We start from the raw sequence: 18190 nt of genomic DNA, 5'->3' as shown, positions 1-18190 counted from the left end.
GACCCAACCCCATCCCCACCAACGGACACGCCGTCCGACACACCTATCGCAAACACTCACTCAGATTTACCAATTCCATACACATCTATTATCCGGACCGCAGGATTGGTGCGGAGAAGGTTGATCTGATTCCGTATCCCAGTCGGCAAATCGGGCTGATTGTAGCCGAGGACAAGTATTTGCACCGCACCAATCACATCAGGCCCTCCCGCCCTGCAAGGATTCCGACAACGGCGCTTTCCGCCTGACTCGCAAGCCGACGCGTACCCGTACCGCCCGGGTACAAACGTCTCTGGTCGAGTCCGCGTCCGCCGGCACCCGCACACCCGGGGCCGACCGCCAGCAAGGGCTCAGGACAGGCTGACCGCGCAGAGCAGCTGGTCGAGCGGCTGCGGCAGCACGTCCCTGGCGATAGCCGCCTCGACGAGCAACCGGGCGTACCGTGACTTGCGACGCGAGCCGCTGCCCATGAACCGGCGCAGCTGCGCCTCGGGTGGCCGCCCGCGCCAGGCAAGCTGACCTTGCATGGTGCGAAACGACCCGAGGTCGCCCTGCGCCGCCAGGACTGCCTCGACCCCGTCGACTCCGATCGCCCGGATCAATTCGTCCTCCAGGTCGTCAACGCAGACGAAGAACCCGAGCGCGGCGAGGTCGCCGTGCGTTCGGGAGGCACCGATCCCGGCGGCGGCCAGTCCCCGCGCGACGATGTCCACCTCGGCCAGGTCACACAGCCCGACGAGCCGTACCGGCGTCAGCAGCGGACCGGCGCTGGTCAGGAACCGGCCGATCGCGTGTGCGCCACCGATCGGCACAACCACCACCCGTTCGGCGTCCAGGTCCCGGCCACGGCCGACCGCTGCCGTCTCGACCGCGATCTGATCGCTGACACCCTCGACGAGCACCAGGGCGACGGCACGATCGATCTTCGTCAGGGCGTGGGCGGTCGCCTGGATCGGAGCGTCGGGACCGCTCGGGTAGCCGTCGAGCACCCGGCGGGCGAGCTCACGCCGACGAACGGCGTCCATCGGCCGTTCGCCCGTCGCCATGACGGTCATCGTCGGTGACACCCGACTCCGCCGGCAACCGGATAACCGACGTCGTCACCCCAGGTCACACATCGCCGCACATCTATTGACAAACAGTGTTAACAGTAAGACTCTTCTCGGAGAGCGCTCTCTCGCCGTCCGACCGTCGTCCGACCACCCGCCCGAGGAGTCCCTCATGGCTGTCCGAAGAAAGCTGCTGGCTCTCGCCGCCGTCCTGATCACCGCCGCCTCGACCGGCCCCCTCGCCGCCGCACCCGCCCAGGCCGTCGGCCCGGCGCTGCTGCCGGTCACCGTCACCAACAACACCGGCCGGGCCGGATCCGTCCACCTGTACGTGATCGGCGTACAGCTCTCCTCCGGCCGACTCGGCTACGTCAACCAGGCCGGCACGTTCATCCCCTGGTCCGGCGGACAAATCCCGCCGTCACCGGCACCCGACGCCTCGATCCCCGGACCGACCAACGGCGCCAGCGCGACGATCCGCTTCCCGCGCGGCTTCTCCGGCCGGGTCTACTTCTCCCTCGGCGCCAAGCTGAAGTTCTTCCTCACCCCGACCGGCCTGGTGCAGCCCGCTCCGTGGGCCGGCGGCGACCCCAACCGCGACATCCTGTTCGACTGGAGCGAGTTCACCTACAACGACGCCGGCCTGTGGCTCAACAGCTCCCAGGTGGACATGTTCGCGGTGCCGCACGCGGTCACCGTGACCGGCGCCAACGGTGTCACCAGGCGCACCGGCGACGTCGTCGCGGGCGGCCGCAACGCGATCATCAACGGAGTCCGCGCCCAGTCCGGCTGGGCCAACACGGTCCAGACCCGGGGCGACGGCACCGTGCTGCGGGTGCTCGCACCCGGCAAGGCCACCGGCGCCGGCCTGTTCAGCCCCACCTACCTGGACTCGTACATCGCCTCGGCGTGGAACACATACACCAGCCGGACGCTGACCGTCGTACCGTTCGGCGACCGCCCCGACATCCGCTACTACGGGCGGACCTCCGGCCGGGTGATGACCTTCACCAACGGTGCCGGTCAGGTCGTCGCCTCGTTCAACCGACCCTCGTCGGCGAGCGTGTGGGGCTGCGACGGCGATCTGCCCGCCCCCAACGACCAGGTGGTCGGCCCGATCTCCCGTACGCTGTGCGCCGCACTGAACCGGGGCACCCTCGGCACCATCCACACTCAGCCCAGCACCAACGCCGCCGAGTTCTACCGCAACAACCCGACCAACCAGTACGCCCGGATCATCCACGCCAACATGCGCGACGGAAAGGCGTACGCGTTCGCCTTCGACGACGTCGGCGCGTTCGAGTCGCTCGTGCACGACGGCGACCCCCGCTCCGCCGGAGTCGTACTCAGCCCGTTCTGACCGGGCCCTCCCCTACCTCGGTCCGGGTGCGCCGACACGCCACCGGCGCACCCGTCCCCGGGTCGGACGCCTCTGGTGGGTCGACGGTTACCGTGGAAGCCAGCGGCACGATGTCGGCCGCAGCGGATGAAGTGGAGGCTGCGTTGACCGACACCGCAGAGCGGTCCCCAAAGGTGTTGGCGATCTCGTGGGGTCGGATGGATGTCGAAGGACTTGGGACCGGCAAGGACTTCATGCTCCACCCGGGCGGCGGCCGAGCCTGGGACTGGTCCGAGACCGGGACCAGGCACAGCCCGGGGATTCAACCCGAGGACGTCGAGGAACTGCTGCGGCACGGCGCGACCGCGATCGTCCTGTCACGCGGCATGCAGCTCCAGCTTCATATCGACCCACGCACCCTTGAGCTTCTTGACCGGCACGGCATCACGCCGTACGTCGCCGAGACGACGCAAGCCGTGCAGCACTACAACGAACTGGCCACGACCCAGCCAGTCGGCGGCCTGTTCCACTCGACATGCTGAGAACGAACGTACGGGCGCACCGCGCCCAGCGTGATCCACTACGCGCCATCGACACGACACACCGACGGCAGGTCCGACCACGCGCATCCGATCGGCGCACCGACCAGGCAATGATCCGAACTACTGGCTCATCCGGTTGACCACAGCTGTTCGAGCACCTTGTTGACGGCGTCGGGCTGCTCGCGGTGGGGCTCGTGCGCGGCACCGGGGACCCGGACGAGGCGAGCTCCGATCCGGTCAGCGACCGTCGCCGCTACCTTCTCCATCACCTGCGCCATGCCGGGCCGGTACCCGCCGGGGACCGTACCCCAGTTGCCGACGATCACCAGTTTCACGAACCCGGCATCCGCCAGCGGCTGGGTGGCCAGGTCCGCCAGCCAGCACGGACGTTCGTTCAGGGCAGTCCGGGCCGCCCGCTCCAGCCAATCCGCCGGCTCCGGACGCGGCTGCCCAGCCGGGTAGACCAGGTCCAGATACCGCCGCGCGGACCGCCTGCGGGCATCAGCCATGAACTCGCGCGCGTCCTGGACCACTGCGGCGACTGACGGATCCTCCGAGGCGATCCGGTGGCCACACGGCTCGATGAGCGTCAATGACCGGACCAGGTCGGGCCGCGCCGCTGCGGCCATCATCGCCACCGTGCCGCCGTACGAGTGGCCGACAAGATGGACGCCGCCGGCCATCAACGCGACCACGTCCTGCGCGTCGACGGCGTAGTCGCTGGTCACCTGACCATCGTCGAGGTCCGGGCTACCGCCGTAACCCCGTCGGTCCGGCAGCAGCACCCGACGATGCCGGGCCAGCGGCCGTTGCCGCTCGAACGCCGACACCGCCCAGCTGAGTGTGCCGTGGATCAGGATCGCGGGTGCCGGTCCGGCCGGACCATCCCAGATCGTCACGTTCACCGGCGCACGCACGGTGGAACCGTACAACGACGGTGAGGATGCATCCACGACCAGCATGGAGGGCAATCGTCTCGGCAAACCGGTCATGCCTCTGGCGGCCGTGCACGATGTACCGATGAGGCCACGAACCCGCGTCGCCGGATACGTCATCCGTACCACCGGCAGCGGTGCGCAACTCCTCGTCTTCGACCAGATCGACCACCCCGACGCTGGCACTCAGGTGCCGGCTGGTGGCGTGCAACCCGACGAGGAGTTGCACGACGCGGTACTACGCGAAGTCGCCGAGGAGACCGGCCTGACCGACGTCACCGTGGTCTGCGGGATCGGGGCGGAAGACAAGCCACACCCCGGGACCGGTCAGCCGCGCCGCACCACATACTTCCACCTGCGGGCTCCATCCGAGGCACCCGATACCTGGCAGCACACTGTGACGGGTTCCGGGTTGGACAGCGAGCTACGGGTTGCCTGCCGATTCGTCCCGCTGCCGCTTCGTTCTCATCTGGCCGACGACCAAGACGCACTACTCGGCAGCATCGACCATCGATGGAGTACCCAATCGAGCCCGCCCAGCGGGCCCAGCCTCAGGCCGGCTGACCAGCTCCGTCGCAGACGCCTGAAGGATCTGGAAACACATCGACGTCCACCACGGCTTGATTGACGTCAAGCAGCAACGCGATCGCTTCTCGAGCCGCCGCAGCGACCTGGTCGAGTCGCCGGGCCTGCGTATGTACGCCGTTGAGTTCAGGCACACTGATCGCCCACCAGTCGCCGACCCGCCGGCAGACCACCAAGTAGGTCGTCACCTCCACGAATTCTCCCTCCAGGCCTGCGCCGATTCCTGGGCTCTAGCGTCAAGCTACGGCTACTGTTGCTCGCCGTGGACCACGTCGAGGTCGAGGTCACCGCAGAGCTGGTCCAGGGACTGCTCCGCGACCAGTGTCCCGACCTCGCCGACCGGCCGGTCCGCCTGGCTGCGCGCGGCTGGGACAACCAGATGTGGCGCCTCGGTGACGACCTCGCCGTCCGGCTGCCGTGGGGGACCGGCTCGGCGGACGCACTGCTGCGTAAGGAGTACGCCTGGCTGTCCACGCTGGCGCCGTACCTGCCGCTGCCGGTCCCCGTACCGCAGCGCCTCGGCGAGCCGTCCGCGCGCTTCCCCCGGCCCTGGCTCGTCACCACCTGGGTGCCGGGTACCCCCGCCGACCGCGCCCCGGTCACGCGAGCCCGCGCGGCAGCTGAATCCCTGGCAGCGTTCCTGACCGCGCTGCACCGACCCGCTCCCAACAACGCGCCCACCGGCAGCGGCAGCGGCCGGGGCGGGCCGTTGGCCGACCACACCGACCAGTTCACTCGCGGACTCGCCGAGGTCACCGGGCGCGGGCTGATCGACGACCCGGACGCCGTCGAGGCTGTCTGGCGGGACGCGGTCAACGCGCCCGGATGGTCAGGGCCGGGGCTGTGGTTGCACGCGGACCTGCACCCGGCGAACATCCTCACCGCCGACGGCACCGTCTGCGGCGTCATCGACTTCGGCGACCTCTGCGTGGGCGATCCGGCGTATGACCTGGCTGCCGGCTGGATCCTGCTTCCGGACGACAGCATCGACGACTTCTACGCGGCGTACCAGCCGATTCTGGACGCCGCCACCATGCGCCGCGCCCGTGGCTGGGCGATGGCCCGCGCCCTCGGCGGCATCCTGATCGGCGACGCCGGGGTCCACGGTCGCCCCGGCGGCAAGCCGACGTGGGGTCCGCCGGCTCACGCCGCGCTGCGACGGCTCATCGCCACGATCGGCTGACGGCAGGTCAATCCTGGCGCAGCAGAGTGTGGGCGATGGCGCGGTCGGGCGCGCTGTGCCACGCCTGGCCGCCGGCTTCGGACTCCCAGAGCAGGTTCTGCAGTACGCGGCCGAGCGTCCAACCGATGGCCCGCTCCCGGTCGACGCCCAGTATCTCGGTCATCAGGTCGAAGCGTCTCCGGACCGCACGCGGCACGCCGGTGGCGGCAACGTCGTCCCAACGATTGTGCAGGGCGGGGAGAAGCTCGAAGCAGGGGTCGCCGGCGAGTGGTTTCGGGTCGATCGCCAGCCACGGCTCCCGACTGTCGGACGCGGCCGAGCCCAACCCGGAGGAGTCGGCCCGGGACGCGAGGACGTTGTCGTAGTGCAGATCCCAGTGCAGCAGCCGGTCCCCGGCCTCCGGCAGCAACTCCTCGACGGCCGCCGCGCACCGCCGGATCAGCGGATGGTCGGCTGCGGGTAGCCGTACCAGCGCCTGCGGCACCCGGTCGAGCATCCCGGCGGCGACATCGGCGAGGCGCCGTACGTCGGGCGGTGCGGCCACCGAGGTTAGCCGGGCGAGCAGCTGGCTGAGGATCCGCAGCGCGGTCAGATCATCGGGTACGGCGGCGAGGGTACGGCCGGCGTCGAGGCGTTCCAGCAGCATCGTGCCGGAGCGTGCGTCGTGCCGTAGGAGTCGGACAGCGCCGTCGCCGTCCCACGTCCGCAGCGCCACCGGCTCGCCGACGGTCTCCTCGTCGATCGGCTGCAGCTTCAGCATGGCCGGGGACCCGTCGGCCTGTACGACGGGCAGCACGAGGGCGATCGCACCGCAGCTCGCCGGCCCGTCAGGGCGCAGCCCCCACCCGTCCATGGTGGCTGCCGCCAGGTGCGGCAACGCCGCGATCCAGGCCCGCCCGGCGTCGCCGAAGTAGGTGCCGTGGGATGCGGCCAGCTCCGCCGGGACCACGAAGGCCGATCCGCCGGCATCGCCTGTGCTGTCCGAAGTCATGAACCGAGCTCGCGCGAAGTCACGTTCAGCCATGTCGCCTCCTGACCGAGACGATTGTCTCCCGACGGGTCTATCCTGCCAGGGTCAACGTGCCTACTGTGGCCGGTCCGACAGCCCGGCCTGGTTCGGCGCGAATCCAGGGAGCCAGTATTTGCTCTGCCAATCCTCGGACCTGTGATTGCGAGTCGCCAGGTGACGATCGTGCTCGATGCGCTGGCCCAGGGCTATGGGAAGTCGACCATCATCGACAACCTCAGCGTCACACTGCAGCCCGGGATCACCGCGCTGTTGGGCCCCAACGGCGCGGGGAAGACAACCTTGCTACGGACGCTGGCAACCGTCATGCCACCACGCAACGGCCGGATCCGCATTGACGACGTCGAGATCGACGACGAGCGTTCGGCCCGCAAGATCAGGGACCGCATCGGCTATCTACCGCAGGACTTCGGGTTCGACCCGCTGATGAAGGTCGTCGACTTTGTGACCTATGCGGCCTGGATGCGTGGGGTGCCGGCTGGCAAGTGGCGGCAAGCGGTCGACGAGACGTTGAAGATGGTCGACCTGGCTGATCGACGCCGCTCGAGGATGCGCAGTCTCTCCGGCGGCATGCGCCAGCGCGCCGGCATCGCCTGGGCGATCGTCGGACGTCCGCGGGTGGTGCTGCTCGACGAGCCCACCGTCGGCCTGGACCCACGCCAGCGACTCCAGTTCCGCAAGATCATCGCAGAGTTGCGGGACACGGTGGTGGTGCTCAGCACCCACCTCATCGACGATGTCGCGGCGGTCTGTGACCGGGTGATCGTGATGCATGGCGGGGTGGCCAGGTTCGACGGTTCGGTGGCCGAGCTGTCGGCGCTGGGCCACGACGGGCTCCCCGGGCACTCCCCACTGGAGCGGGCGTACATGCATCTACTGCCCGAAGGAGAGCAAAGCCTGTGAACGGGCTGTGGTTACACGTACGGAACTCTCCGCTCCGGTGGGCGCTGCCAGTGTTCGTCGCCATCGACCTAACAGCACTGTTCCTCCGCAACCGCCACTGGATCGGTGTCTGGCCGGAGACCGGGGCTGCAGCGCTGGTGCCCGCGTACCTGCTCGGGGTGGTCGGTGCCGGTGCCGCAGCTTGGGCGGCGAGCGCGCCGAAGCGACACCGGATTGATGAACAGCTGACGGCCTCGCGGTTCCATCCGGCCCGGCTGGAAGCGAACCGGCTGGGCGCTACCGTCATCGTCCTGCTGGTCCCGTACTTGGTCGGTCAGGCCGTCGCCTTCGTGATCACGGCTCGGACGTTTCCACCCGGCGTGCATCTTTGGTTAGGCTATGCGTTACTCGGAATCTTCGTGATTCTGACCTCGACCGCCCTGGGCTGGGCGTGCGGAAAGTTGCTCGGTTCAATTTTCGCAGCACTGGCAGCGGCAATGGGATTCCTGTTTCTGACCGCGTTTCTCGACCGGTTTGGATTCGTCGTCATCTCCGGCCGACCGGAGATGACAGTCGATCCGGGACCACTCACCCTACGGCTGGCGTCAGTCACAGTCTTGCTGCTGACGATGCTCTACCTGCCGACCTCCCATGCACTGCGACGGCGGAGGACGCTGCTGCTGGTCCCTGCGGTGTTGCCGCTCGTCGTAGTCCTAGTCGCCACGAACGCGGTGACGGACCGGAAGCAGCCAGGAGAAGACGTGATGTGCGTCGAAGGCACGACCACCTTGTGCATCTGGCCGGAGCACGAGAAGTACCTTCCCCAGTTGCGGGAGGTCAACGCGCGGATCGATCTGCTGCCAGAAAGCTTCGTCCGCCCACCACGCATCAATCAGGCCGGTCTACAGAAAGCCTGGATTCTCTTGCCCGACGGGCAGTGGCATCTCAGCTACAATGGAGCACCGCCGATTTTCTACATCTTCGAGGGAAGTTCGTGGTCTTTCTCAGGCAGCATCGCTACGGCGATAATTTCCTCGACCTTCAAGTTTGAATCCTGTGACTGGAAGGATCTACGCCCGCCCGACCGGAGGCGGTTCGAGGCGGTTGGCGCCTGGCTGGAGGCGTATCTGGTCGGGGAGAGCAGCCCGGATTACCAGACCAACGCACCTGCGGAAATGCAAGAAGCCTGGTCGGATGGACGCGAGATCGCAAACGGCGACTCCCTATCAGATCAGTTTCGATGGGCGGACGAAGAGGTGAATTACATTCATGGGCGCTACTGTCAGTCGGGACGTTGAGGTACCCACAGACGCCGTACCGGTCAGGCTGTTTCTCTCGGTTCGGCCGGCACGTACCGTCCTCGCCGGCATGGCCCTTCTGGGTGCGCTCGTGACCTGGTTCGGCATGGTCGAGGCACCGCTACCTCAGGCGGTCGAACACGACACAGCGTTCGTCCCAATGTGGCGGCTGCTCGTCATGGGTGCAGCTGTCCTGCCGGTCATCGGGCTGGCCAGTCCACTCGCTGGTCTGGAGCTGGCAGCCACCCGACGACTACGGTCCATGCAACGGCTCTACCTCGCCGGGCTGGGTATCGGCTCCGCAGTGATCTTCCTGGGCATCTCCGCACTGACCACGCAGCCGGCCGTCGTTGCGATCATGGCGCGGGGATGGATGGGCTGGTTCGGCCTGGCACTGGTCGCCGGAGCGGTCCTCGGCTGGCGGCTGGCCTGGACGCTGCCGTCGGTCGTAGCCGTCGTCCTGTGGTACTGGGGGTTCGGCGGGAACGATCAGTATCGGTGGTGGGAGTTCAGCGCACGGCCGTACGACGATGTGCCCAGTCTCGTGCTCAGCGCCGCGCTGCTGGCTGTCGGGCTGGCCGCCTACGCCGCGACTCCGTGGCGCAGGCGGCGGTTGCTGTTCTGGCGATAGCCGCAGAGGCTACGAGCCCGGCGCGGCGGCCTTGAGGGTGGTGAGGAAGCCGGTCCAGACGGCCGGGTCGAAGGCGAGCGCCGGGCCGCTACGGTCCTTGGAGTCGCGTACGCCGATGGTGTTGGTGCTGAGGCGGACCTCGACGCAGGCGGCGTTGCTCGCGCTGCGCGAGGACTTGAACCAGTCACGGGTGGGGGTGTGCTCGGTCATTCCATCTCCTGGGCGACCTGGCAAATCAGGGCGAGGGACTCCTCGAAGCTTAACGCCCGCTCCAGCGTCTCACCGAAGGTGATCGTGTAGTCGGCGACCCGGGTGGACTGGTCGATGATGTCGCTGGAGGTGAGCACCTCCTGCCATACCAGGTCCGGCACCCGGGCCGACGGGAACGACAGGATCACGAACGGAGCGCCGAGCGCCGGGTACGCGCCGGCCGAGAACGGCATGATCCGAATCTGGATCTGCTCCGGGTGCCGGGTCATCAGGTCGGCCAGGTGGTCGAGCTGGGCGCGCATCACCGTCGGGCCGCCGACCTGCTGGCGGATGGCGCCTTCGCCGACGATCGCGGTGATCCGCAGTGACGGGTCCTCGGCGAGCCGGCGCTGCCGGGCCATCCGTACCTCGATGCGCTGCTCGGTCTCGGTGAGCCGGACGTAGGTGTTGCCGCCGCGCAGGATCGCGCGGGCGTACGCCTCGGTCTGCAGCAGGCCGTCGATCAGCTCGCTCTGGTAGGTGCGGACGTGGTCGGCGCCGGCCTCGTAGCCGAGGAAGCGCAGGAACTCGGCCGGGAAGAGCTGCTTGTACGTGTGCCACCAGGCGCGGCCCATCGCGCCGATCCGCAGCGCCTCCAGCTCGGTCGCCTCCTGATCGTCGATTTCGTAGATCTTGACGAGCTGGGCGAGCCGGTCGGCGGGGAGTTTGACCTTGCCGATCTCCACGCCGGAGACGTACGCCTGGGTGATGCCGCTGCTGCGGCCGACGCCGACGGCGGTCATGCCCAGCTCTTCGCGGCGCTCGCGCAGTCGGATGCCGAGCTCCATGGCCTGCACGGTCGGCGACATGGCGGGGTTGGCGGGTGCCTTGCGGGTCCTCGGTGCACGTGCCATCGGTGACTTCCCTCGTGATTGGATGGTGACCACGACATCACACCAGGTGATCATGAACAACACAAGGGGTTGATATAAGCGAGTTTTAGCGCGATGCTTCGTTCACCTCAGCATCCAAACAATGATCAAGGAGGACACTGTGGCTGGACAACTCAGCTGGGTGGACGGTGAGCAGCGCGAACGGTACGGATTCTCGCTGTGCCGGGTGGTCGACCCCGGTGGCACCGACGAACGCTACGACCTGCTCGGCGTCATCGAGGTCCCGTTCGACCAGCGCCACCCCGAGCGCGTCGCCGACCAGCTCCAACCGTGGGCGATCGCCACCCTGCGAGCCGCCGGGTACGGCTTCGGCCACTACCTCGCCGAACTGACCGGCCTCGACGAGGACGGCGAACCGTGGCACCACATCCGAAACGCGCACATCAACTGGTCAGGCACGACAGTGCTGGTGCCCGCCCCTGACTGACCCCCATGCCGCGGTGGCGACGCAACCCTCTGCCTGACGGACTGCAGCGGGATACTGGAGTCCGACGAAGGGATTCGCCCGGTCGACGCCGATCCCGGGCATGACGAGCCGGGTCAGCCTCCGGTGCGTCGGGAGTGGGGGTAGGCAGCCGGTCAGGACTCGCCGCGTCGGGCGCGGACCGCCGCGAGCGCCTCGGCGAGGATCGCCTCGGCGTCGGCGTCGCTGCGGCGCTCCTTCACGTACGCCAGGTGCGACTTGTACGGCTCGGTCCGTGGCCGGGCCGGCGGATTGTGCCGGTCCTGCCCGGCGGGCAGCCCACAACGTGGACACTCCCAGGTTTCCGGAGCCGCCGCGTCCACGGCGAGGCTGATCTCCACCGCGTGCGCGTTCGCGCACCAGTAGGTGGTCTGCCGGCGGGGCGCGGGCTCGGCCCGCTCGGTGGGCCGGGCCGGGCTGGCACCGATCCGGCTGCCCCGGATCGTGTTCGCACTCGCCATGTTAGTCGCTCCTGTCGTCGGGGAGGGGGTGTCACCACCGGCACGAGGCGGCGGTGCGACGCCGGTGAAGCGGGCGTACCGAAAAGAATGCGCGGCCCGTATCAACGGGCCGCGCGAAATCTTACGACGAAATGCGACGGATCACACACCCGCACTCATCGCGACCTTCAGCCACAGGCCGAGGCCGACGATGCAGGCGAACCACACGATGCCGGTCAGCACGGTGTAACGGTCGAGGTTCTTCTCGGCCACCGAGGATCCGGCCAGGCTGGTGCTCACGCCACCGCCGAACATGCTGGACATGCCGCCACCCTTGCCCTTGTGCAGCAGGATCAGCATGGTGAGCATGACGCTCGTGATCACCAGCAAGACGATCAATACGTAGGCGAACTCGATCGGCATGGCAGTGGTCAGTCCTCTCATCACGGTCGCCGGCTCGCGAAGCGGGGCGAACCGGACAAACCCGAGTGGGCCGGCACCCGGGCCACCCCAGGATAGCGGGCCGGCTCGATCCATGCCGACCGGCTCCGACCGTCTCCGCAGCCATCCACCCGTGTGGTCCGCCGCGAGAAGGGTAGCCGACCGGATGAGACGACAGGGACAGCCCGCCGAGCGGATCCGGGGTCGACCCACCGGCGTCGGCCGGACGTCGGACCGGGCAGCCGAACGGGTCAGCGACGACCTGCGCCTGGCCGACACGCCGACGCTGCGGCGACGGCGGTGGTCGGCCGGGCTGACCCTGCTGGCGGTCGGCGCCTACGCGGTGGTCGCCACCTACCAGTACGGCCTGGTACGGCACCTGCCGGAGCCGGCGCTGCCCTGGCTGGACGCCGACCGGGTGGACGCCAGCGGCGAAGCGTACGCCGCCGGACACACCCCGGACACCGCGCTCGCGCTGGCCAACGCCGGCGTCACCCTCGCCCTGATCGGGACGGGCGACGCCGACCGGGCGACCCGCCAGCCGTGGCGGCCGTTGTTCGCTGCTGGCAAGGCGGCCGGTGACGCGGCCGCCGGGGCCTGGCTGTTCGCCGAGCAGCTCAGCCGGCACCGCCGGATCTGCGGCTGGTGCACCCTGGCCGCCGCCACCACGACCGCAGCGGCGGCACTCACCGTGCCGGAAGCCACCCGGGCGTGGCGCCACCTTCGCGGCCGCTCGGCATGAGGGCCCGGCAGCAGCGTGCCCGCCGGGTCGTGGTGGTCGGCGGCGGGCACAACGGCCTGGTCGCCGCCTGCTACCTGGCCCGTAGCGGCTGGCAGACGCAGGTGCTGGAGCAGTCTGACAAGCTGGGCGGCGGCGCCCGGACCGAGGAACTGCTGCCGGGCCACCATTTCAACACCCACTCGGCGGCGCACAACATCATCAACGCCACCGGCATCGTCGAGGACCTACGGCTGCGGGACGCCGGGCTGGTCTACCGCGAGATGGACCCGTTCTCCATCGCGGCGTTCCGCGACGGCACGATCGTCCGGTTCCACCGCAGCGTCGAGGCCACCGTCGAGTCGATCGCCGAGGTCGACCGGCGGGCCGCGCGGCGGTACGCGGCCTGGATGCGCCAGGCGTGGCCGCTCGTCACCGCGATGCGGACCATGCTGGACCCCGGCACCGGCGTGACGCACCGACTGCGGGCGATGCCGGGCCTGGTCGCGGCGGGTGGCCGGGCGTTGGCCCGCAACGGCGGCCCGGTCGGGCTGGCCCGTACCCTGCTGGCACCGTACGGGCGGGTGCTGCGGGAACAGTTCGACACCGAGCTGGTCCGGGCGCCGGTGGCGGCGTTCGCTGCGCACGCCTCCGCGTCACCACAGCAGGTCGGCGGGGCCACCTTCGCGTTGTGGCAGGCGTTCTACCACCAGGTCGGTCAGTGGCATCCGGTCGGCGGGTCGCAGGCGTTGACCGACGCGCTCGCCACCCGGCTGGCCAGCTACGGCGGCAGTTGGCGGGTGAACACGCCGGTGGCCCGGATCCTGCGCACCGGCCCCGGCACCGACCGGGTCGCCGGGGTCGAGCTGGCCGACGGTACCCGGATCGCCGCCGACGCGGTGCTCACCGCCATCGACCCGCGCAGCGCCCTGCTCGACCTGCTGGATCCGCCGCTGACCGGCCCGGTCGCCGACCGGCTGCGGGCCGCCGGGCGCGGCAACGCCGTACAGAGCCTGGTGCTGCTGGCCACCACCGGGTTGCCCGGCTACCCGCAGGCCCGGCCCGGCGACTGGAACGGACTGCAGTCGTACGTGGACAGCCTCGAATCGCTGTCCGCCGGGTTCGCCCAGGCCGAAGCCGGTCACCTGCCGGACGACCCGGTGCCGACGTACGCGTTCACGCCGACCGCGCTCGACGACAGCCTCGCCCCGCCCGGCCGGCACACCGTCTACCTGGCCTGCCCCTGCGCCCCCTACGAGGTGCGGGGTGGATGGGACGCCGCCCGGGAGGAGTTCGCCGACCGGATGATCGCCACCGTCGAGGCCCGGGCACCCGGGTTCACCGCCAGTGTCGTCGACCGGGTGACGCACACCCCGGCCGACATGGCCCGGCAACTGCACTGGCCCGGCGCGCACCCGATGCACCTGGACATCAGCCTGGACCAGCTGGCGATGCTGCGCCCGACGCCGGACCTGGCCGGCCACCGCACGCCGCTGACCGGGCTGGTGGTGTCCGGGGCGGGCACCGCACCGGTCGGCGGCATCGCCGGACTGCCGGGCCGCGACGCGGCGTACGCGCTGATCACCGGACCGCCCGCGCGGGGCGGGCCCGCCGGCCGCCGATGGCCGTGACGAACTGGGCGGCGGCCAGCTGGATCCCGTACGACCAGGTGGGGTAGGCGTGGGTGGCCTGGGCGAGACGGCCGGCGAACATGCCGGTGGCCACCGCCAGCGCCGGTTCATGGATCATCTCGCCGGCCCGGCCGGCGACGACGGTGGCCCCGAGGATCCGGCCGCCGCCGAGGTTGCCCAGCAGCCGGCGCGGCCCGGCGACCAGGGTGACGAACCCGTCGGTGGCGTCGGCGGTGACCGCCCGGTCCATCTCCGTCATCGGCAGGTACGCCACCCGGCCGCCCCGGCCGACCGACTGCGCCTCGGTCAGCCCGACCCGGGCCACCTCCGGGTCGGTGAAGACCACCCACGGCGTGGCGGCCGGGTCGTAGCGCTGCCGCCGACGCGACAGCGCGTTGCCGGCGGCGATCCGTCCCATGGCGAACGCGGCGTGGGTGAACGGCATCCGGCCGGTGACGTCGCCGGCGGCGTACCCGCCCGGTGCGGTCGTAGCCAGGTGGGCGTCGGTGACCACGTGCCCTCGGTCGTCGGCGGCGATCCCGGCGGCCGGCAGGTCGAGCCCGCCGGTGGTCGGCCGTCGGCCGGTCGCGACCAGCAGCCGGTCGCCGTGGACCTGGCTGCCGTCGGCCAGCCGCAACGTCACGCCGCCGGTGGTACCCGCTTCGATGGCCTGCGCGCCGAGGCGCAGCGTGATCCCTTCGCGGGCGAACACGTCGGCGATCACCGCGGACACCGCCGGCTCGTGGCCGGGCAGCAGCCGGTCGGCGGCCTCGACGACGGTCACCCGGGTGCCGAACCGGGCGTAGGTCTGGGCGAGTTCGCAGCCGACCGGGCCGCCGCCGAGCACGATCAGCGACCCGGGTGCGGCGGCAAGGTCGAAGACCGTCTCGGTGGTCAGGTACGGGACGTCGGCCAGCCCCGGTACCGACGGGACCGCCGGGGCGGCTCCGGTGGCGACGACGTAGCGGCGGGCGGCCAGCACGGTGCCGTCGACGTCGATCCGGCCCGGCGCGACGAACCGGGCCCGGCCACGGCGTACCTCGATGCTCTCGGCCCGCAGTGCGGCGGCGTCCTCGGTGGCGGCGATCTGCGCGATCACCGATCGCATCCGTCGTACGGCGTCGTCGAACGGCAGGCCGCGCCCGGCCGCCTCGATCAGCGTCTTCGACGGGACGCAGCCGGTGAACGTGCAGTCGCCGCCGGGCGGCCCGTCGGTGACCAGGAGCACCCGGGCACCGGCTCCGGCGGCGGCGCGGGCCGCGCCGAGACCGGCCGCCCCGCCGCCGATCACCACCAGGTCGTGTCCGCCGGTCATGGTCTGGTCGCCACCAGCAGGCCGTACCCGATGATCTGCTCGGCGATCGCCGCGCGGGCGGCGGCCAGCACCGCCGGGGCCCGGGCGAAGTCGAGCCCGGCCGCCTCGGCCCGGTCCCGGGCGGTCATCCGGACCAGCGTCAGCCGGGCCTCGATCTGCTCCAGCATGGCGGCGACCGCGGCGTCGTGGCGTTGCGTGTACGTCACCCGCAGCCCGGCCGCGGCCAGCAGGTCGGCGTACTCGGCCAGCGGGCGGGCGTCGGCGACGCAGGCTATCCAGCCGCCGAGCCCAGCGAGTTCGGCCGGCAGCCGGGCCTGGTCGACGGTGACGTCGGTGAGGCCGAGCCGCCCGCCCGGCCGCAGCACCCGGGCGAACTCTGCGGCGGCGGTGGCCTTGTCGGGGAAGGTGCAGAAGGCGCATTCGCAGACCACCGCGTCGAACGCCGCGTCGGGCACCGGCAGCCGCTCGGCGTCGCCGAGCCGGAACCGCACCGACCCCCGGGCATCGGCCGGCCCGGCCGCGGCAGCCGCCTGCGTCGCGGCGGACACGTTGGCCGCCGACAGGTCGACGCCGGTGACGTCGGCCCCGTACGTCCGGGCCAGCAGCAGCGCGGTGGCGCCGCGCCCGCTGGCCACGTCGAGCACGGCCGCGCCGGGACGCAACGCGAGCCGGTCGGCGAGCCGCCGGGTCAACGCCAGACCGCCCGGGTGGTACGACTCGCCGAGCAGCAACGCGACGACGTCGGAGCCGTACGCGGCGGCGCAGCACGCCTTCGCGTCGGTCATCGCGCCGGTCTCCGTGTCAGTCTCCGCGTCGGTGGAGACAGTGGGACCGTCCACCGGCGAGGCCCGGCCGGTCACCGGACCCGCCGGCCGACGTTGGTGGTGTCCGGGGCGATTCGGCCGTTGCCGGTACGCCCACCGGGCCGGGCCACCTTCGACCCGTACGGCGAGTCGGCGAGCACCGGCTGCAGCGGCAGCGCGTTGGGCACCACGTCGGCCACCGCGACACCGGACAGCTGCTCGCGGACCTGTTCGCGGTAGCCGACCGAGTTGTACGCGCAGAACGGGATCATCCGACCGTCCGGGGTGATCTCCTCGACGCAGCATTTCATCAGCTGTTTGACGTTGAGCGTGTACGGGTCCTGGAAGTCCTGGATGACGATCATGAAGGCCCGGTCGGTGATGTCGGCGATCGCCGCCGGCAGGTTGATTCCGCAGGCGTCGGCGCAGTCCAGCGCCGTCGCGGCGGCCGTCAACTGCTCGCTGGTAGTGCCGGTGCCCATGAACGCCGACGCCGACCACAGCTTCTCCAACGCCTCGCGGATCGCCAGGTCCGGCAGCACCCGGTTGGCGACGTAGTCGAGGTAGTCGGCGACGTTGAGCAGCCGTGGGATCGGCACCACCCCGAAGCCGGGCTCGCCCGGGGTGCCCTCGCTCAGCAGGTACGTGATGGACCGGCAGGTCGGGAAGCAGCATGGCACCGGGAAGAAGTCCGACGCGGTGAACCAGTCGGGGCGCTGCGCCACGATGCCGTGGATGATGTCGGAGTTGGTCAGCCGGTGCAACGGGTCGAACTCGACGTGCCGTCCGGCGTGGGTGACCGGCTGGAACGACACCGACCGTACGGCGGGGTGCGTCAGCCCGTACTCGATGATCGCGCCGAGTTCGTGGTCGTTGAGCCCGCGCTCGACGGCGGCGACCAGGGTGACGGTCAGCCCGGCCTCGGCGCAGTTGTCCAGCGCCCGCCGCTTGACCTCGCGCAGGTCGCGGCCGCGGATCGCCCGGTGGGTACGCTCGTCGAAACCGTCGAACTGCAGGTAGATGTTGATCGCCCGGTCCGGGCTGTGCCGCCGGCCGAGTTCGGCGACGAACCGCTTGTCGGAGGCGAGCCGGATGCCGTTGGTGTTGAGGTTGACCGCCTTGATCGGCCGGGCCTGGGCGGCGTCGACGAACTCCAGGATCTGCTTGTGGATGGTGGGTTCCCCGCCGGAGAACATCACCACCTCGGGTTCGCCCTCGGCGGCGACGAACGTGTCGAGCATCCGCTCGCACTGGTCGAGGGTGATCGAGTAGCCGTCGGGTTGGTGACCGGAGTCGGCGAAGCAGATCGGGCAGTCCAGGTTGCAGCCGGTGTTGACCTCGATGATGCCGAGGCAGGCATGCTGTTTGTGCTCGGGGCAGAGCCCGCAGTCGCTGGGGCAGCCGTCGACCACGTCGGTCTGGAACGCCAGCGGGATCGTGCCGGGCTTGTTGAACCGGGCCGAGTCCAGGTACATCTGCGCGTCGCCGTAGACCAACGCCTCGAACTGCCCGTGCTCCCGGCAGCGTTTCCGCAGGAAGACCTTGTCGTCGCGGATGTTGACCTGAGCGTCGACGACGACTTTGCACACCGGGCAGATCGACTTGGTGAACTCGATGAAGATCTCGTCGCGGTCCTGTTTGGTGGTCATCCGGCTCCCTCGGCGGCGCGTTGGATCCCCAGGGCGACCAGTCCACCATCACCGACCGTGGCCCGGCAAGCACCCGATGCCGTCGGCCGTAGCCGGCTACCTGTGACAGCCCGATGC

Annotated in this window: 22 protein-coding genes; 11 read left to right on the top strand and 11 right to left on the bottom strand. The window is 70.2% G+C overall.

From position 1 onward, the window contains the following. Positions 1–248: hypothetical protein (locus tag ACFHWT_RS20245; protein WP_416596238.1), on the top strand; the 248-nt coding region annotated here is incomplete at its 5' end. A gap of 102 nt (positions 249–350) precedes the next feature. On the opposite strand, the gene ACFHWT_RS20240 is transcribed toward ACFHWT_RS20245, so the two are convergent. Further along, the gene (locus tag ACFHWT_RS20240; RefSeq protein ID WP_416596237.1) at positions 351–1046 is read right to left on the bottom strand and encodes a TOPRIM nucleotidyl transferase/hydrolase domain-containing protein; all 696 of its coding nucleotides are present in this window, start codon (positions 1044–1046) and stop codon (positions 351–353) included. Positions 1047–1221: 175 nt separating this feature from the next. Between ACFHWT_RS20240 and ACFHWT_RS20235 the strand changes: the two genes are divergently transcribed. After that, positions 1222–2409: a beta-1,3-glucanase family protein gene (locus ACFHWT_RS20235; protein ID WP_416596236.1), complete on the top strand. Its 1188-nt coding sequence runs from the start codon at positions 1222–1224 to the stop codon at positions 2407–2409. Positions 2410–2552: 143 nt separating this feature from the next. Then, on the top strand, positions 2553–2930 hold the full coding sequence (locus ACFHWT_RS20230) for an Mth938-like domain-containing protein (RefSeq protein ID WP_416596235.1): 378 nt from the start codon (positions 2553–2555) through the stop codon (positions 2928–2930). 128 nt (positions 2931–3058) lie between these two features. On the opposite strand, the gene ACFHWT_RS20225 is transcribed toward ACFHWT_RS20230, so the two are convergent. After that, on the bottom strand, positions 3059–3847 hold the full coding sequence (locus ACFHWT_RS20225) for an alpha/beta fold hydrolase (protein WP_416596234.1): 789 nt from the start codon (positions 3845–3847) through the stop codon (positions 3059–3061). Positions 3848–3890: 43 nt separating this feature from the next. Between ACFHWT_RS20225 and ACFHWT_RS20220 the strand changes: the two genes are divergently transcribed. Further along, entirely contained in the window at positions 3891–4493 is a 603-nt protein-coding gene (locus ACFHWT_RS20220) for an NUDIX hydrolase (protein ID WP_416596247.1), read from the top strand. Here ACFHWT_RS20220 and ACFHWT_RS20215 read toward each other — a convergent pair. After that, positions 4417–4644, bottom strand: coding sequence for a hypothetical protein (locus ACFHWT_RS20215; RefSeq protein WP_416596248.1), 228 nt, complete (start codon positions 4642–4644; stop codon positions 4417–4419). The genes ACFHWT_RS20220 and ACFHWT_RS20215 overlap by 77 nt on opposite strands. 68 nt (positions 4645–4712) lie before the next feature. Here ACFHWT_RS20215 and ACFHWT_RS20210 point away from each other — a divergent pair, with 68 nt between their 5' ends. Next, on the top strand, positions 4713–5633 hold the full coding sequence (locus ACFHWT_RS20210; protein ID WP_416596233.1) for an aminoglycoside phosphotransferase family protein: 921 nt from the start codon (positions 4713–4715) through the stop codon (positions 5631–5633). Between the two features lie 7 nt (positions 5634–5640). Here the strand turns inward: ACFHWT_RS20210 and ACFHWT_RS20205 are convergent, their stop codons facing one another. Continuing rightward, entirely contained in the window at positions 5641–6624 is a 984-nt protein-coding gene (locus tag ACFHWT_RS20205) for an aminoglycoside phosphotransferase family protein (RefSeq protein WP_416596245.1), read from the bottom strand. Between the two features lie 201 nt (positions 6625–6825). Between ACFHWT_RS20205 and ACFHWT_RS20200 the strand changes: the two genes are divergently transcribed. The 3 genes from ACFHWT_RS20200 (at position 6826) to ACFHWT_RS20190 (ending at position 9471) form a co-directional block, all read left to right on the top strand. Continuing rightward, positions 6826–7563, top strand: coding sequence for an ATP-binding cassette domain-containing protein (locus ACFHWT_RS20200; RefSeq protein WP_416596232.1), 738 nt, complete (start codon positions 6826–6828; stop codon positions 7561–7563). Positions 7564–7613: 50 nt separating this feature from the next. After that, the gene (locus tag ACFHWT_RS20195) at positions 7614–8840 is read left to right on the top strand and encodes a hypothetical protein (protein WP_416596231.1); all 1227 of its coding nucleotides are present in this window, start codon (positions 7614–7616) and stop codon (positions 8838–8840) included. Positions 8841–8910: 70 nt separating this feature from the next. Beyond that, positions 8911–9471 carry a hypothetical protein gene (locus ACFHWT_RS20190; RefSeq protein WP_416596230.1) on the top strand — a complete coding sequence of 187 codons (561 nt, stop codon included), beginning with the start codon at positions 8911–8913 and terminating at the stop codon, positions 9469–9471. 9 nt (positions 9472–9480) lie between these two features. Here the strand turns inward: ACFHWT_RS20190 and ACFHWT_RS20185 are convergent, their stop codons facing one another. Beyond that, positions 9481–9681 carry a DUF397 domain-containing protein gene (locus ACFHWT_RS20185; protein ID WP_416596229.1) on the bottom strand — a complete coding sequence of 67 codons (201 nt, stop codon included), beginning with the start codon at positions 9679–9681 and terminating at the stop codon, positions 9481–9483. Next, the gene (locus tag ACFHWT_RS20180; protein WP_416596228.1) at positions 9678–10574 is read right to left on the bottom strand and encodes a helix-turn-helix domain-containing protein; all 897 of its coding nucleotides are present in this window, start codon (positions 10572–10574) and stop codon (positions 9678–9680) included. Before ACFHWT_RS20180 ends, ACFHWT_RS20185 begins: the two co-directional genes overlap by 4 nt. Before the next feature lie 139 nt (positions 10575–10713). Here ACFHWT_RS20180 and ACFHWT_RS20175 point away from each other — a divergent pair, with 139 nt between their 5' ends. Next, a complete protein-coding gene (locus ACFHWT_RS20175) occupies positions 10714–11040 on the top strand; it encodes a hypothetical protein (RefSeq protein ID WP_416596227.1) in 327 nt (108 codons plus the stop codon). 152 nt (positions 11041–11192) lie between these two features. Here ACFHWT_RS20175 and ACFHWT_RS20170 read toward each other — a convergent pair whose 3' ends face one another. Beyond that, on the bottom strand, positions 11193–11537 hold the full coding sequence (locus tag ACFHWT_RS20170) for an RNA polymerase-binding protein RbpA (RefSeq protein ID WP_416596226.1): 345 nt from the start codon (positions 11535–11537) through the stop codon (positions 11193–11195). A gap of 141 nt (positions 11538–11678) precedes the next feature. After that, a complete protein-coding gene (gene secG, locus ACFHWT_RS20165; protein ID WP_278169949.1) occupies positions 11679–11939 on the bottom strand; it encodes a preprotein translocase subunit SecG in 261 nt (86 codons plus the stop codon). A gap of 184 nt (positions 11940–12123) precedes the next feature. On the opposite strand from secG, the gene ACFHWT_RS20160 reads away from it, so the two are divergent. Further along, positions 12124–12699 carry a vitamin K epoxide reductase family protein gene (locus ACFHWT_RS20160; protein WP_416596225.1) on the top strand — a complete coding sequence of 192 codons (576 nt, stop codon included), beginning with the start codon at positions 12124–12126 and terminating at the stop codon, positions 12697–12699. Beyond that, positions 12696–14306: a phytoene desaturase family protein gene (locus ACFHWT_RS20155; RefSeq protein WP_416596224.1), complete on the top strand. Its 1611-nt coding sequence runs from the start codon at positions 12696–12698 to the stop codon at positions 14304–14306. Before ACFHWT_RS20160 ends, ACFHWT_RS20155 begins: the two co-directional genes overlap by 4 nt. Here the strand turns inward: ACFHWT_RS20155 and ACFHWT_RS20150 are convergent. From ACFHWT_RS20150 to ACFHWT_RS20140, 3 genes are all read right to left on the bottom strand, one after another. Then, positions 14257–15621, bottom strand: coding sequence for a dihydrolipoyl dehydrogenase family protein (locus ACFHWT_RS20150; protein WP_416596222.1), 1365 nt, complete (start codon positions 15619–15621; stop codon positions 14257–14259). The two genes, ACFHWT_RS20155 and ACFHWT_RS20150, sit on opposite strands and share 50 nt — an antisense overlap. After that, a complete protein-coding gene (locus tag ACFHWT_RS20145; RefSeq protein WP_416596221.1) occupies positions 15618–16406 on the bottom strand; it encodes a class I SAM-dependent methyltransferase in 789 nt (262 codons plus the stop codon). The genes ACFHWT_RS20150 and ACFHWT_RS20145 overlap by 4 nt, the downstream gene beginning before the upstream one ends. 71 nt (positions 16407–16477) lie before the next feature. Beyond that, a complete protein-coding gene (locus tag ACFHWT_RS20140) occupies positions 16478–18073 on the bottom strand; it encodes a radical SAM protein (RefSeq protein WP_416596219.1) in 1596 nt (531 codons plus the stop codon). Between the last annotated feature and the right edge of the window lie 117 nt (positions 18074–18190).

Source organism: Micromonospora sp. LOL_021, assembly GCF_048060215.1.
In the GTDB taxonomy this organism is placed as follows: Bacteria; Actinomycetota; Actinomycetes; order Mycobacteriales; family Micromonosporaceae; genus Micromonospora_E.
Note: the sequence above shows the minus strand (reverse complement) of the source record. Positions and strands in the feature narration are given on the sequence as shown.